The sequence below is a fragment of the Streptomyces sp. NPDC087270 genome (assembly GCF_044744625.1).
Taxonomy (GTDB): domain Bacteria; phylum Actinomycetota; class Actinomycetes; order Streptomycetales; family Streptomycetaceae; genus Actinacidiphila.
On the sequence record NZ_JBIUYR010000002.1, the window covers coordinates 628,583 to 643,556 of the forward strand.

Annotated in this window: 12 protein-coding genes and 1 tRNA gene; 3 read left to right on the forward strand and 10 right to left on the reverse strand. The window is 73.1% G+C overall.

Annotated features, from left to right (window positions below):
- Positions 1 to 289: 289 nt before the first annotated feature.
- A complete protein-coding gene (locus tag ACIPAE_RS06150; protein WP_328474113.1) occupies positions 290 to 1,048 on the forward strand; it encodes an IclR family transcriptional regulator C-terminal domain-containing protein in 759 nt (252 codons plus the stop codon).
- A gap of 45 nt (positions 1,049 to 1,093) precedes the next feature.
- Positions 1,094 to 1,167 (forward strand) — tRNA-Lys (locus tag ACIPAE_RS06155).
- Positions 1,168 to 1,234: 67 nt separating this feature from the next.
- Here ACIPAE_RS06155 and ACIPAE_RS06160 read toward each other — a convergent pair.
- Both ACIPAE_RS06160 and ACIPAE_RS06165 read right to left on the reverse strand, forming a co-directional pair.
- On the reverse strand, positions 1,235 to 2,122 hold the full coding sequence (locus ACIPAE_RS06160; protein WP_402443187.1) for a pentapeptide repeat-containing protein: 888 nt from the start codon (positions 2,120 to 2,122) through the stop codon (positions 1,235 to 1,237).
- A 19-nt stretch (positions 2,123 to 2,141) separates the two neighbouring features.
- Complete coding sequence (locus ACIPAE_RS06165; RefSeq protein WP_402443188.1) at positions 2,142 to 3,578, reverse strand: M1 family metallopeptidase; 1,437 nt, start codon at positions 3,576 to 3,578, stop codon at positions 2,142 to 2,144.
- A gap of 341 nt (positions 3,579 to 3,919) precedes the next feature.
- Between ACIPAE_RS06165 and ACIPAE_RS06170 the strand changes: the two genes are divergently transcribed.
- Positions 3,920 to 5,128: a PP2C family protein-serine/threonine phosphatase gene (locus ACIPAE_RS06170; protein ID WP_402443190.1), complete on the forward strand. Its 1,209-nt coding sequence runs from the start codon at positions 3,920 to 3,922 to the stop codon at positions 5,126 to 5,128.
- Positions 5,129 to 5,195: 67 nt separating this feature from the next.
- Here ACIPAE_RS06170 and ACIPAE_RS06175 read toward each other — a convergent pair whose 3' ends face one another.
- The 8 genes from ACIPAE_RS06175 to ACIPAE_RS06210 all read right to left on the reverse strand — a co-directional run bounded on the left by ACIPAE_RS06175 (position 5,196) and on the right by ACIPAE_RS06210 (position 14,974).
- Positions 5,196 to 8,162, reverse strand: a complete 2,967-nt coding sequence (locus ACIPAE_RS06175) for an FAD-binding and (Fe-S)-binding domain-containing protein (protein WP_402443192.1) — start codon at positions 8,160 to 8,162, stop codon at positions 5,196 to 5,198.
- Between the two features lie 168 nt (positions 8,163 to 8,330).
- Positions 8,331 to 9,032: a class F sortase gene (locus tag ACIPAE_RS06180; RefSeq protein ID WP_329369143.1), complete on the reverse strand. Its 702-nt coding sequence runs from the start codon at positions 9,030 to 9,032 to the stop codon at positions 8,331 to 8,333.
- Positions 9,033 to 9,038: 6 nt separating this feature from the next.
- Positions 9,039 to 9,716 (reverse strand): hypothetical protein, encoded by a 678-nt coding sequence (locus ACIPAE_RS06185; RefSeq protein ID WP_329369141.1) that lies wholly within the window; start codon positions 9,714 to 9,716, stop codon positions 9,039 to 9,041.
- A gap of 222 nt (positions 9,717 to 9,938) precedes the next feature.
- On the reverse strand, positions 9,939 to 10,718 hold the full coding sequence (locus ACIPAE_RS06190; RefSeq protein ID WP_329369140.1) for an HAD-IIA family hydrolase: 780 nt from the start codon (positions 10,716 to 10,718) through the stop codon (positions 9,939 to 9,941).
- An 89-nt stretch (positions 10,719 to 10,807) separates the two neighbouring features.
- Entirely contained in the window at positions 10,808 to 11,899 is a 1,092-nt protein-coding gene (locus ACIPAE_RS06195) for a 2-aminoethylphosphonate ABC transporter substrate-binding protein (protein WP_329369139.1), read from the reverse strand.
- A gap of 73 nt (positions 11,900 to 11,972) precedes the next feature.
- Positions 11,973 to 12,770 (reverse strand): ABC transporter permease subunit, encoded by a 798-nt coding sequence (locus ACIPAE_RS06200; protein WP_328464481.1) that lies wholly within the window; start codon positions 12,768 to 12,770, stop codon positions 11,973 to 11,975.
- Entirely contained in the window at positions 12,757 to 13,671 is a 915-nt protein-coding gene (locus ACIPAE_RS06205) for a 2-aminoethylphosphonate ABC transporter permease subunit (protein ID WP_329369137.1), read from the reverse strand. Before ACIPAE_RS06205 ends, ACIPAE_RS06200 begins: the two co-directional genes overlap by 14 nt.
- Entirely contained in the window at positions 13,658 to 14,974 is a 1,317-nt protein-coding gene (locus tag ACIPAE_RS06210; RefSeq protein WP_402443196.1) for an ABC transporter ATP-binding protein, read from the reverse strand. The genes ACIPAE_RS06205 and ACIPAE_RS06210 overlap by 14 nt, the downstream gene beginning before the upstream one ends.

Sequence of the window (14,974 nt, forward strand, 5' to 3'; positions counted from 1 at the left end):
GACCGCCTTATTCCCACCCCCACGTGCTTCCGGCACACCCCGCCGGAACAGCAATTGCAGATCACCCCGAAGAGGGCAATGACCATGTCATATGCCAGCGTGCCCTCTTCCTGCATATACGGCTGTGAGCGGTCGGAACAACCTTCAACCGACTCTCAACCACCTCTGCCGGAAAGCCTATTGGCGCTATCGTGGAGTATCGGTCCTACCGCGGGTCAGGCCTTGACACTGACCCACGACCAGCGGTGGGGCCAGGCACGCAGACGGTCTTACCTTGCAGGGGGTCACCGTGGCGCTGGAGCACCGACAGGTTGGACCGGGGGTGTACGCGGTCCAGTACGCACTGCGCGTGCTGGAGTCCGTGAACACGCATCGCGACGGCGTCAGCGCCGAACAGCTCGCCCGCGAGATCGGCGTGCCGCTGAGCTACCTCAGCCAGTTGCTCTCCATGCTGCGTCGCGAACGCTACCTCGGATTCCTGCCGGGCGGCGGCTACGTGGTCGGCGAGTCCCTGGTCCTGCTCGGCGCCGCCAACCGCGACATGGCGCTCGCCGAGAAGCTCAAGGAGATCCTGATCAAGCTGCGCGACGAGGTCGACGCCGCCGTCTACTTCAGCCGGTACGACGACGGCGAGGTGCGGATCATCGACTTCGCCGACGGCCCGAAGGCGCCGAAGGTCAACGAGTGGGTCGACTTCCGCTCCGCCGCACACGCCAGCGCGGTCGGCAAGTGCCTGCTCGCCCAGCTCGACCACAACGGCCGCCGCGAGCACCTGTCCCGGCACCGTCCGGCCCGGCTCACCTCCCGCACCGTGATCGACGACCGGGTGCTGCTCACCAAACTGGAGCGGCAGCCCGCCAGCGTCCCCACCCTCGACCTGCAGGAGTACGCGGTCGGCACCGTCTGCGCGGCCATCCCGGTCACCATCGGCAACACCGTCGCCTGCCTCGCGCTGTCCATGCCGTACACCCAGGCGCACCGGCTGCGCCCGGCCGTGGACACCCTGCACGAGCGGGCCGCTCCGGTGCTGCTGAGCATGAGCATCTGATTTTCTTCGCGGCCCCGCCATGCGGTACGATCTCCATGTCAGCAGGCGCCGCTAGCTCAGTTGGTTAGAGCAGCTGACTCTTAATCAGCGGGTCCGGGGTTCGAGTCCCTGGCGGCGCACCTGAGGTGAGGCCCCTCGCGCGAGCGGGGGGCCTTTTCCATGGCCTTTTCCATGCCCGCGCGGCCCTCAGCTCCAGTGCGCCGGCCGGTCCAGCGCCGGCCCGATACGGGTACGGGCGTCGCCGCGCGCCGCGTTCACCTGGGACCGGGTGAGGAAGAGCGCCCCGGTCAGATCCGCGCCGCGCAGGTCCGCGTCCCGCAGGTCCGCGCCGATCAGGTCGGCCAGCCGCAGGTCCGCCCCGCGCAGGTCGGCCGCGATCAGGCAGGCACCGCGGAAATCGGTGCCCCGCAGGTCCGCGCCGCGCAGCCGGGCGCCGACGAGGTCCGCGCCGCGCCGGTCGGCGCGGCGGCGGCCGGGCGCCTGCGCCCTGACCAGCTCGCTCCCCCGCAGCAGCAGCGGGTTGACCGCGGCGCGCTCGGCGTCGAGGTCGAGCGCGGCCAGCCGGTCCGGGTCGAGGCCGGTCAGCGCCCGTACCCGGGCCAGTTCGCGGTCGGCGGCCGGGTGCAGCGCGGCGGCGGCCGGCCGGGCGCGGACCTCGGTGAGGTAGGCGAGCAGTTCGTGCAGCTGGCGCATCCGGGGCAGCGCGTCGAACATCGCCCGGCCGCCGTCGGGGGCACCGCGCCAGTCCCGGCCGCCGAAGGTGACCTGGGACACCTGCTGGCCGGCGCCGAAGCAGTCGTAGACCGTGCAGCCGCGGTAGCCGTCGGCCCGCAACCGGGTGTGGATGCCGCAGCGGTGGCCGTCGGTGAGGTTGCCGCACGGCTCGCCGGAGCGCTTGTCGGCCGCGAAGTCCGCGGAGCGGGTGAAGGCGAGGGCCACGCAGCACAGGCCGAAGCAGTTCCCGCAGTCCGCCCGCAGCTGCGGCAACTGTCCCGACCGGGCATCCCCTGCGCTCACCGCGCTCCTTCCGTACGGCCGTTCCGCGGGCGGGGTCCGGCCCCGCCCGCGGTCCATGGTGCCGTACGGCGCCGGGTCAGTTCGCGGCGGACCGGCTCGCGGCGGGCGCGGCCGGGAAGACCGCGGGCTTGGCCGCGGTGTAGAGCCAGGTGGTGAAGAAGGCGCTCAGGTCCTTGCCGGACAGGTGCTCGGCGAGCGACTCGAACTCGGCGATGGTGCCGTTGCCGTAGCGGTGCTGGCTCGGCCACGCCTTGAGCAGCTTCAGGAACGCGGTGTCGCCGATGGTGTCGCGCAGCGCCTGGATCGCGACGGCGCCGCGGTCGTAGACGGCGTCGTCGAACTGGTTCGCGGCGCCCGGGTCGCCGGGCTTGACGGTCCAGAACGCGTCGTCGGCCGGGTGGGCGTCGTAGACCTGCTGGGCGAGTTCCTGCGGGGTGCCGGTGTGCTCGTGCTCGGCCCACAGCCACTCGGCGTAGCCGGCGAAGCCCTCGTTGAGCCAGATGTCGGACCAGCGCTCCAGCGAGACGCTGTCGCCGTACCACTGGTGGGCCAGCTCGTGCGCGACCACCGAGGTGTCCGGGCCCTTGGTGAAGAACTTCGGGCTGTAGAAGACCCGGGTCTGCGTCTCCAGCGCGAAGCCGGCGGTGACGTCGGGGACGTAGCCGCCGGCCGAGTCGAACGGGTACGGCCCGAAGTAGCCGCTGAGGAAGTCGACGATCTCGCCGGTGCGCTCGACGCTGGCCTTGGCGTTGGCGGCGGTGGCCGGGTCCAGGTCGGGGCTGTAGGCGTTGACCACGGGCACGCCGGTGCCGGTGCGGGAGTGGGTGATGTCGAAGTGCCCGACCGCGAGGGTGGCGAGGTAGGTGGCCTGCGGCTTGTCCTCCACCCAGTGGAAGCCGGTCCAGCCGCCGCTGGTGTGCTGCGAGACCAGCACGCCGTTGCTGATCGCCTGGTCGCCCTTGGGCACCCGGACGTTCACGTCGTAGGTGGCCTTGTCGGCCGGGTGGTCGTTGCTGGGGAACCACCACCACGCGGATTCCGGCTCGTTGGCGGCGACCCCGCCGTCCGGGGTGCGCATCCAGGAGGTGAAGCCGTAGCGCTGGACCTTCGAGGGCACCCCCGAGTAGGTGACGGCGACGGTGAGGCGGTGGCCCTTGGCGATGGTCCGGTCCGGGGTGACCACCAACTCCTGCTCGCCGCTGGAGGCGAAGCGGGCCGGCCGGCCGTTGACGGTGACCTTGCTGACGTCCAGCGCGAAGTCCAGGTCGAAGCTGGTCAGCCCCTGGGTGGCGGTCGCGGTGACGACGGTGGTGCCGGAGAGCGTGTCGGTGGTGGGCTGGTAACTGAGGTCGAGCGCGTAATGCGAGACGTCGTAGCCGCCGTTGCCGTACGTCGGGTAGTACGGGTCGCCGATGCCCGGGGCGCCCGGGCCGGCGCTCGCCGCGGATGCCGGGATCGCCAGCAGTCCGAAGGCGGTGGCGACGGCGGTGGACGCGATCAGTCGGAAACGCACAGGGGTTCCTCCAGCGCGGGGTCAGGACGTACCCGGCCACGGTGGCAGGTACATGCAGACCCTAGGAAGAGACCGGCGCCTCTGCCACCCCTGTTCCCCCTGCCGTCGCACAACTTTCACCCGGCGCAACACTGCGCGCGATTTCCTGCCGCCGGGATGTTTGCGGGCCGGGTCGGCTGGGGTAGCGCTCGCCATCAGGTTGCACGCACAGGTGAAGCTGGGAACGTTGGAACTGTTCGGAGCGTTCCTGGTCATGGCGGTGCCGGTCCCGACCGGCGGTTGTTCCGTGGCGTGGGAGGCGCGCGGCTGACGCGGCCGGGAAGGCCAGATAGGTACACCATGTGAAGAACGCCTGGGTTCGAGCCGTACAGCGGCTGGAGAGCGACTACCTCTCCCGCATGGGCCTGTCCCTGCCGCTGGCGGCGCTCGCCATCGTGGTCATCGCCGACCTGCTCGCCGGCCAGGACCACTTTCTGACCCCCGGCATCGTGGCGGCGCCCCCGCTCGCCGCGATCACCGTCAGCTGGCAGCGCACGCTGTTCATCAGCCTGCTCGGTGTCGCCGTCCAGGGCGCCCTGTCGCCGTACGACGGCGTGACCGACATCCCGAACCACGACGTCCTGTTCGGCCAGCTCTTCGCGTACTGCCTGGTCAGCCTCTTCAGCATCTACATCGCCTGGCGCCGGGAGACCGGCGCGAAGGCGTTCACGGCGATCACCTCCGTCGCCGAGGCCGCCCAACACGCCCTGATGCACCCGCCCGCGCCCCGCGTCGGCACGCTGCGGCTCGCGGTGCGGTACGTCTCCGCGGCCGATGCCGCCCAGATCGGCGGCGACCTCTACGCCGTCCTGGACACCCCGCACGGCGTGCGCGCGCTCATCGGCGACGTCCGCGGCAAGGGGCTGGCCGCCGTGCAGACCTCGGCGGTGGTGCTCGGCGCGTTCCGCGAGGCGGCGTACGACGAGGGCGGGCTCGACACGGTCGCCGCGCGGGTCGACACGAGCGTGGCGCGGCACGTGGACACCGGGGACTTCATCACCGCGCTCTTCGCGCAGTTCGACAAGCCGGACAGCGTCGAGTTGCTGCACTACGGCCATGTGGCACCGCTGCGGGTCTCGCGCGACGGCTCCGTGGAGACGCTGGAGCCGGTCGATCCCTGGGTGCCGCTGGGGCTCGCGGACATGGTCTCGACGTCGTCGCCCACGCGGGTGTCCGCGCCCGGGTCCGGGCCTTCCGACGCCTCGGCCCGCGCCGCGCGGGGCCCCGCGCCCTGGCGGGTGCCGCTCCTGCCCGGGGACATCCTCGTGCTGTGCACCGACGGTGTGATCGAGGCGCGCAGCCCCCACGACAACTCCTTCTACCCGCTCTCGGAGCGGGTCGGCCCCCTCGTCGCCGGCTGCGGCCACGACCTCGACGGCGCCGTCGAGCGCGTCTACGCGGATCTGTTGCAGCACGCCGGCGGTTCCCTCGCCGACGACGTCGTCCTCCTGCTCCTCTCCCCCATCCCCCGCCCCCTCCCCACCCACCCCCCGGACCCGCCCCTCATCTAGGGCCCCCCGCCCCGCTCAGCCCACCACCAACGGGTGGTCCCTCCACCGGCGGAACGCACCCCGGGGGTCAGGGCCCCCTGCGGGTCACCCGCTCCAGGGCGAGGAGCACCGACTCGTACGGCTCACCCGTGGCGTGCTCCATGGCCAGTTCGCACATCCGGTTCGCCGAGAGGTGGGCGTCGAAGGCGCGGGCGGCGACCTCTTCCGCCTCGGGGCGGGTCGCTGCGGCGGTGAGCGATTCGTGGAGCATGCCCCGGTCCCCGGCGAAGCCGCAGCACCCCGCGTCGTCGGGGACGACGACGTCCTGCGCGCAGGCCCGGGCGACAGCCTCAAGCGCGGTCACGCCGTCGCCGGTGTCGGCGGCGTCACCGAGGTGGACCGCCGCGCAGGTGGGGTGCAGGACCACGGACCCGATCGGCCGGGTGACCGAGAGCTTGGGCAGGAGCTGGCCGGCCGCCCAGGCCACCGCGTCGACGACGGTCAGCTCCCCGTGCAGTTCGCGGTTGGCGTCGGTGAGGTAGGGCACGACCTCGCGGGAGAGCCCGAGCGCGCAGGACTGGGCGTCCACGACCACGGGCAGCCGCCCGCCGCCGGTCCACGCCCAGGCGTGCTCCACGACCCGGTTCGCCATGACCGCGTTGCCCGCGTCGTACCCCTTGGAGTGCCAGATGGTGGCGCAGCAGGCGCGGGTCGCGTCGGGCGGAATCCACAGCGGCTGCCCGGCCCGCTCGGCGAGGGTGACCAGCGCCTGCACCACCCAGCCGCGGCCGCTGCCGCGCGGCGGGCCGAAGATCCGGTTGACGCACGAGGGGAAGTAGACCGCAGCGGCGCCCTGCCGCTGCGTCCGCGGCAGGTGCGGCGCGGCCCCAGGGGTCTCCGGCAGCCATTCGGGGACGAGTTCGGGCCGCAGCGCCCGGCGGGCGAGCCCGCTCGCGGAGGTGAGCGGGCGGTCGCCGGCCCGGTCGCGGACGGCGCCGGCCGCGCCGAGGCCCGCGCGGACGGCCCGTTCCACGGTGGGCCAGTGGGTGGCGAGCGAGGCGGCGGCGCGCTGCTCGGCGCGGGTGTGCCCGGCCCGGCGGAAGTCCCTCATCAGCGCGCCGGTGTCGATGCCGACCGGGCAGGCGGCCGCGCACAGCGAGTCGCCGGCGCAGGTGTCGACGGCGTCGTGGCCGTAGGCGTCGAGGAGTTCGCGGAGCACCGGCGAGCCGGCGGGCTGCCGGAACATCTCGCGGCGCAGCACGATCCGTTGCCGGGGGGTGGTGGTCACGTCCCGGCTGGGGCAGACCGGTTCGCAGAAGCCGCACTCGATGCAGGGGTCGGCGGCGGCCTCGGTGGCGGGCAGCGTCTTGAGGCCGCGCAGGTGGCCGCGCGGGTCCTGGTCGAGGACGACGCGGGGGGCGAGGATGCCGTCGGGGTCCAGGAGCGCCTTGACCCGCCACATCAGGGCGGTGGCGCGCGAGCCCCACTCCAGCTCCAGGAACGGAGCAAGGTTGCGCCCGGTGCCGTGTTCGGCCTTGAGCGATCCGTCGAACCGCTCGGTGACGGTGTGGCAGAAGTCGTCCATGAAGGCGGCGTACCGCTCCACGTCGGCCGGGTCGGCCGCGTCGAAGGCGAGCAGGAAGTGCAGGTTGCCGTGGGCGGCGTGGCCGGCCACCGCCGCGTCGAAGCCGTGCCGCTCCTGGAGCGCCAGCAACTCCGCGCACGCCTCGGCCAGCCGGGCCGGCGGCACCGCGAAGTCCTCGGTGATCAGGGTGGTGCCGGGCGGACGGCGACCGCCGACCGCGGCCACGAACGCCTTGCGGACCCGCCACAGCCGCCCGATCGTCTCGGGGTCGCGGCTGAAGTCGTTGCCGGCCGAGGGCACCGGCGCGACCAGCCCGAGGTCGTCGCAGACCCGGCGCGCGGCCCGCTCGTACGCGGCAAGCTCTGTCTCGTCGGCGGCCTGGAACTCCACCAGCAGCGCGGCGCACTCCGCGGGCAGTCCCTCCCAGTCGGCCGGCACCCCGGCCACGCCGACGGACGCCCGCAGCACATGGCCGTCCATCAGCTCGACGGCCTCCGCGCCGGCCTGCGCGAAGAGCGGCACCGCGGCCGCGGCGGCGTCGAGCGTGGGGAAGAAGAGCAGCCCGGCGGTGGCCGCGGCCCGGACCGGCAGCGTCTCGTAGACCGCCTCGGCGACGAAGCCGAGGGTGCCCTGCGAGCCGACCATCAGCCCGCGCAGGATCTGCACCGGGGTCTCGGCGTCGAGGAAGGCGTCCAGCCGGTAGCCGCTGGTGTTCTTGATCGCGTGCTTGGCGCGGATACGGGCGGTCAGCCCCGGGTCGCCCTCGATCTCGTCCTTCAGGTCCAGCAGGCCCTGGTGCAGCTCGGGCTCGGCGGCGGCCAGCGCCGCATCGGCCTCGGGGTCGCCGGTGTCCACCACGGTCCCGGAGGGCAGCACCGCGGTGAGCGACACGACCGTGCGGTAGGAGTCGCGGCTGGTGCCGGCGGCCATCCCCGAGGCGTTGTTCGCCAGCACCCCGCCGATCGTGGCGGCGCCCGCGCTGGCCGGGTCGGGCCCCAGCACCCGCCGGTGCCGGGCCAGCGCGGCGTTCACCCGGGCCAGTACGGTCCCGGGCAGCACCCGGGCGCGGGCGCCGTCGGCCTCGACCTCGACCCCGCTGAAGTGGCGCCGCACGTCCACCAGGATGTCCTCGCCCTGCGCCTGCCCGTTCAGGCTGGTGCCGGCCGCCCGGAAGACCAGGTTGCGGCGCTGCCCGCGGGCGTAACCCATCAGCTTGACGACGTCCTGCACGCTGTCGGGGACCACCACGACCTGCGGCACGAAGCGGTACGGGCTCGCGTCGGAGGCGTAGCGCACCAGGTCGGAGATGCCGCCGAGCACCTTGCCCGGGCCGATCAGCGCTTCGAGGTCGGTGCGCAGCCCGTGCGGGGTGCCGGCCGCGCGGGCCTCCTCGACCCGGTCCGGCGCCGGACGCACATCCGCGGCGGGCAGGGGCCGCCACCTGTCCCCCCGCGGGTCACGCTTGGGCATCCGGACCTCCGATAAGGGGATCGTCACACCGCTTCGCACACCGTTCCGCCGGCCACTCCGTACGCCGTTCCGTCCGTCGTCCCGCCGGCCGTCCGGTACGGAACCCCGCCGGGCGTTCCGTCCCCGTACGCGCCCACCTCGATGGGCATCCTTGCACCTGTCCGCACCCTAAGCCCCGCTGCCGGGCGCCGCGCGCGAGCCGGTCAGGGAGGCGTAGACCACGACGTTCGCCGAGTACGCCTGCCGGGCGCTGTCGAAGTCGCCGCCACAGGTGATCAGCCGCAGCTCGGGGCGGTCCGCGGCGTCGGAGCCGTAGACCCGGGTCGCGTCGAAGTGGTCCTTCGGGACCACCTCCACCGCCTCCACCGAGAAGTCCGCGACCGAGTGGTCCGCCCGGGTCACCGCGACCAGCGCGCCGGGCTTGACCGTGCTCAGCGGGAAGAAGACCGCCGGGCCGGTCTCGGTGTCCACGTGCCCGACGATCAGCGCCGCGCCGGCCGTCCCCGGGGTCGGGCCGCCGGTGTACCAGCCGGCCACCTTCGGGGTCGAGTACGGCGGCGGGTCGATCGTGCCGTCGGTCAGCCCGCGCCCGACCAGGTCGGCGTGCAGCCCGATCGAGCCGATGTCGAGCCGGACCGGGTCGGACGCGGGCAGCGGGACATGGGCCGCGTACAGGTGCGGCGGGTGGTCGTTCGCCGCCGCGGCCTGCGCGCGGACGGCCCCGGCGGCTGCGGTACCGCCGCCGGAGCCGTGGCCGACCAGCCAGGCCGCCAGCAGGAGCAGTCCGACCGCCAGGGCCGTCCACGTCTTGCTGTCGGGCCTGGCCCGGGTGTCGGCCCGCACCGCTTCCGCGTCCTCCCCTTCGGGCATGCCGGGTCAGCCGCGGGCCGCGCTGCGGCGCCGGTAGAGCGCGAGACCGGCCAGGCCGGCCGCCGCGACACCACCGGTGACCAGCAGCGGAGCGGTGCTGCCACCGGCCGCCGCCGGACCGGCGGCGAGCTGCTCGGCGCCACCGCTGCGGGCGGCGAGCTGCCGGGCCGCGCCGCCACCGCCGGCCGGCACCGGGTTGACCGGGTGGATCGGGTTGACCGGCGTGACGCTGCTGCTGGTGCTGACCGTGATGGACGCGCTGGCGGAGCTGGTGCCGTCCTGGCAGCGCACCGCGATCGCGTACGAGCCCTGCACGGCGTCGGACCTGATGAACGCGTCACCCTCCATGCCCCGGCCGCCGCTGGCCGGGGCCAGGGTCACGGTGTCCACGAACACGTCGGCGCTGGCCGTCGCGCTCTTCCCGGCCTTGCAGGAGGTCGCAAGGTGCAGGGAGACCACGCCGCCGGGGGCGACGGTCCGCGGCGAGACGTCCATGCTGCCCGCGCCGGACGACGAGCTGCTCGACGAGCTCGACGAACTGGACGAGCTGCTGGACGAGGAGCTGCCCGACCCTCCCCCGCCGTCGTCGGCGACGGCCGGCTTCGGCAGTCCGGAGACGCCGCCCACGGCGAGCACGGCGACGGCGCCGGCAGCAGCGATGGCGGGCAGTTTCAGACCAAACATGAGGACCTCCGCTCAGCCGGGAGCGGGGACCCGCGCCCGGTGCTTACGAAGATTCCGCCGCCCGGCGCCGCCCGCACTCCGAGCGGCGGCTCAGTGGTCCATTGGGGTGACTATTCGTCTACGGAGAGTAAAAACGGCGCGTCCGGCTCACGGGTGCGGGCCGACCGCCGTAAAGGGTGCCGGTGCCGGGGGGTGCCGGTGCCGGGGGGCCAGTGCCGGGGGTCAGATCTCGTCGACGAGGTCCGCGATCGAGTCGACCACCCGGGACGGGCGGAAGGGGTAGCGGTCGATGTCCGGGCGGGTGGTCAGCCCGGTGAGCACCAGGAACGTCTCCATGCCGGACTCCAGCCCGGCCAGCACGTCGGTGTCCATCCGGTCGCCGATCATCGCGCTGCTCTCGGAGTGCGCGCCGATGACGTTCAGCCCGGCCCGCATCATCAGCGGGTTCGGCTTGCCGACGAAGTACGGGTCCTTGCCGGTCGCCTTCGTGATCAGCGCCGCCACCGAGCCCGCGGCCGGCAGCACGCCCTCCGGCGAGGGGCCGGTCTGGTCGGGGTTGGTGCAGATGAAGCGGGCGCCGCCGTTGATCAGCCGGATCGCCTTCGTCAGCGCCTCGAAGCTGTAGGTGCGGGTCTCGCCGAGCACCACGTAGTCCGGGGCGTGGTCGGTCAGGACGTAGCCGACGTCGTGCAGCGCGGTGGTCAGGCCCGCCTCGCCGATGACGTACGCGGTGCCGCCCGGCCGCTGGTCGTCGAGGAACTTCGCGGTGGCCAGCGCCGAGGTCCAGATGTTGCCCACCGGCACGTCAAGACCCATCCGGGTCAGCCGCGCGTGCAGATCGCGCGGGGTGTAGATGGAGTTGTTGGTCAGCACCAGGAACGGCTTGCCCGACGCCCTGAGCCCCTTGAGGAACGCGTCCGCGCCCGGAATCGGGGTGCCTTCGTGGATCAGCACCCCGTCCATGTCGGTCAGCCACGACTCGATCGGCTTGCGTGTCGACACGGCTCGCTCTCCTGTCCTGGGTACCGCCTGAGATGTACCAAGCGTAGCCGGGGCGGGTCGCACCCGCCCCGGCCGTCCAGCCCGCGGTATCAGCTGCTGCCGGTGGCGGACCTCCACGCCTCGACGTACGAGTCGAGGTTGTCGTTGATGTCCTTCCAGTCCGGCGTGAAGACGTCCACGCCCGCCATGATCTGCTTCAGGGCGGCCGCGTTGGCGTCGGTCGCGGTCACGTCGGTGCGGGCGGCGAAGCCGCCGCCCACCGAGGAGACCTCCTGCTGCACGGCCGGGCTGAGGAAGTAGTCCAGCAGCTTCTTGCCGGCGTCCTCGTGCGGGGCGTTCTTCACCAGACCCGCCGCGTACGGCAGCGCGAACGTGGTCGGCTTGCCGGTCGCGTTCGCCGCCGGGAAGAAGATGCCCTGGTTCGGCATGGACGCCTTGTCGGCGTAGTTCATCTGCACGTCGCCGTTGGCCACGAGCAGTTCGCCCTTGTCGACCTTCGGGGCGAGCTGGCCGGTCGACGCCGACGGGCCCACGTTGTTCGCCTGGAGCTTCTTCAGGTACGCCATCGCCGCGTCCTTGCCGCCCAGGTCGTGCATCGCCTTGATCACCACGGCGGTGCCGTCACCGGCGACGCCCGGCGTCGAGTACTGCAGCTTGCCCTTGAACTTCCCGTCCAGCAGGTCGTCCCACGTCTTCGGCGGCTGCGCGAGTTCCTTGGTGTTGTAGATGAAGCACAGGTAGTTGTTGACGATCGACTCCCACGAGCCGTCCGCGTCCTTGTCCGCCGCGGCCACCTTGTCCACGCCCGCGGGCTTGTACGACGTCAGCAGCCCCTTCTCCTGCGCCTGCTGGATGAACGGGGGAAGCGTCACCACCACGTCGGCCTGCGTGTTCGACTTCTCCCGCACCAGCCGCTGCACGACCTCGCCGGAGCCGCCCTCCACGTACTTGACCTTGATCCCGGTCTTCGCGGTGAAGTCCTTGAAGACCTTGTTGTAGAACCCGTCCCCGGTGTCCGTGTGCAGCCCGTCCGCGCTGTACACCGTCACCGTCGTCGACGGCTTGCCGCTGTCCGCCGACGACGAACCCCCGCAGCCGGCCAGGACGAGGCCCATCACGGCGACCCCGCTCACGGCGGCGATCGGGCTGAGCAGACGGCTGCTGCTGTTGCGCTTGCGCATGGCAGATCTAACTCCTTGAGTCATGAACGTTGTTGTGAGGTGGGGCAAGGGGCGAGGCAGGAGGTGGGGCGGGTCAGCGGAAGGCGGCCCGGGTCCGTATCCGGCCCATCACCAGGAGCACGACGAGCGTGCTGACCATGAGCACCACCGCCAGCGCCGCTCCTTCGAAGAGCGAGCCCCGGTTCGTGGCGCCGTAGATCTGTACGGGCAACGGCATCCAGTCCGGCGGGTAGAGCATCATCGTGGCCGAGAGCTCCCCCATGGACAGCGCGAAGCACAGCCCCGCGGCGGCCGTGAGCGACGGGAGCAGCAGGGGGATGCGGACCCGCCACAGCACGTACGACGGCCGCGCCCCGAGGCTCGCCGCGCTCTGCTCGTACGCCGGGTCCAGCCGCGCCAGCGCCGCGCTGACGGACTGGTACGCGAACGCGGTGACCAGCACGGTGTGCGCGAGGATGACGATCTTCGCGGTGCCGTTGAGCAGGAACGGCGGCTTGGAGAAGGCGACCAGCAGCGACAGCCCGACCACCACCGACGGCACCGCCACCGGCAGCACGAACAGCCCGTCGAGCAGCTTGCGGGCGCCCCCGCGCAGGCGTTCCGCGGCCAGCGCCGCCCACCCGCCGACCAGGAGCGCGAGCAGACTCGCGCACAGCGCGGTGAGCAGGCTCGTGGTGAGCGCGTGCAGCGAGTCGCCGCTCCCGATGTCCCGGTAGTGCGCGAACGTGGCGTGCGAGGGGAAGGCCCCGCTCCAGTTCGTCGCGAACGACGCCATCAGGACGACCAGGAAGGGCAGCGCGAACACCGGCAGGAACAGCGCGAAGAAGACCACCCAGGACGCGATCCGGCCCGGCCTGCTATGCACCAGCACGGCGTGCACCTCCCGTGGTGCGGGCCACCAGGACCCGGTAGAGCCCGTACAAGGAGACCGACAGCACCACCGAGACCACCGCGACGACGCACGCCCCCGGGTAGTCCCCGTCGAGGATCGCCTTGCTGTAGACGAGCATCGGCAGCGTCGTGGTGTTCTTCGCGCCGGTGAACAGCACGATCCCGAACTCGTTGAGGCACAGCACCAGGACGAGTCCGCCGCCTGCGGCCAGCGACGGCAGCGCCTCGGGCAGGATCACCTGCCGGACGATCCGCGGCGCCCGCGCGCCCAGCGACGAGGCGGCCTCCAGCTGGGCCGTGTCGACCTGCGAGAACGCCGCGAGCAGCGGCCGCATCACGAACGGCGTGAAGTAGGTGACCTCGGCGAGCAGCACGCCCCAGGGGGTGTGCAGGAAGTCGACCGGTCCGGCGGCCGCCCCGGTCGCGTCCGTCCACAGCCCGTTGGCCATGCCGACCGTGCCGTAGATGAACAGCAGCGCGAGGGTGATCAGGAAGGACGGGAAGGCGAGGAAGATGTCGATGAACCGGCTGAGCACCTTCCCGCCGGGGAACGGCACGAAGGCGATCACCAGGGCGAGCAGGAAGCCGAGGACCAGGCAGCCCGCGGTGGAACCGGCCGCGATCCACACGGTGTTCCACAGCGCCTTGCGGAAGGACTGCTCCTGGAACACCTGCGACCAGGGCTTGGTGGAGTGCCCGCCCGCGTCGGGCGAGAAGGACTGCTTGACCACCAGGACCAGCGGATAGAGGAAGACCAGGCCGAGTCCGGCGACCGGGGGCACCGCCCACAGCCAGGCCGGTACGGCGCGCGGGCGCCTGGGCCTGCTGTCGCCGTCCACCCGCGGGCCGACCGCGGTCGAGCCCGCGCTAGCCGACGCCATCGCCGGCACCTCCCCCGTCGCCGCCGTTCGCGGAGCCGTCGCTCGCGGAGCCGCCGCCCGCGGGACCGCCGTTCCCGGGGCCGCCGTCGCGCCCGGGGGCGGGTTCGGGGGCTCGGTCCGTGCCGTCCGCGGCCAGGCCGCCGGGCAGCAGCACCGCGTCCTGCGCGTCGAAGGTGAGCGCGACCGGTTCGCCGACCCCCGGCGGCTGCCGCAGGTCGCCGACGTCGGCGCGCAGTTCGCTCCCGTACGCGTCGACCAGCAGCCGGTGGGTGTGGCCGCGCCACTGCACGGCGGTGACGGTGCCGCGCAGCACGTTGACCTCCTCCGTGCCCGGCTCGGCGGCGAGCGGCGTCTGCCGCAGCACGTGCGGGCGCAGGCACACCGTCGCCTCCGCGCCGGCGGCCGGAGCCGGTGCCGGCACCTCGACGCGCAGCGCGGCCGTACCGAGCCGGAACACGCCGTCGCCCTCGGCCCGCACCCGCAGCAGGTTGGCGCTGCCGACGAAGCTCGCGGTGAAGGCGGTGCGCGGGGTGCGGTACAGCTCGTGCGGCGTGCCGCAGTCCTGCAGCCTGGCCCGGTCCAGGACGGCGATCCGGTCGGCCAGGGTGAGCGCCTCGATCTGGTCGTGGGTGACGTAGAGGATCGACACGTCGGGCAGTTCGCGGTGCAGCCGGGCGAGTTCGGCGAGCATGCCCGAGCGCAACTGGGCGTCGAGCGCCGACAGCGGCTCGTCCAGCAGCAGCACGCCCGGCCGGATGGCCAGCGCGCGGGCGATCGCGACCCGCTGCTGCTGCCCGCCGGACAGCTCGCGCGGGTAGCGGCGCGCGTACCCGGCCATGCCGGTCATCTCCAGCGCGGCCGCGACCCGCGGGCCCACCTCGGCGCGCGGCGTACGGTTCGCCTTCAGCCCGAACGCGACGTTCTGCTCGACCCGCAGGTGCGGGAAGAGCGCGTACTGCTGCACCACCATGCCGATGCCGCGCTTGTACGGGGGCAGGCCGGTGACGTCCCGGCCGCCGATCAGCACCCGCCCGGCGGAGGGGTGGACGAACCCGGCGACCGCCCGCAGCGCGGTGGTCTTGCCGGAGCCGGACGGGCCGAGCAGGGCCATCACCTCGCCGGGTTCGACGGTCAGGTCCAGCGCGTCCAGGACGGTGGTGGCGCCGTACGTGACGCTGACGTGGTCGAAGCGGATGCCGGAGGCGGGGCCGGCGGCGCGGGCCGGACCCGCGGCCCCCTTGAGGGTGCCGGGGCCGGTGGCCGCGCCCCGGGCGGAGGAGGTGGCGGTGCTCGTGCGGGTCAT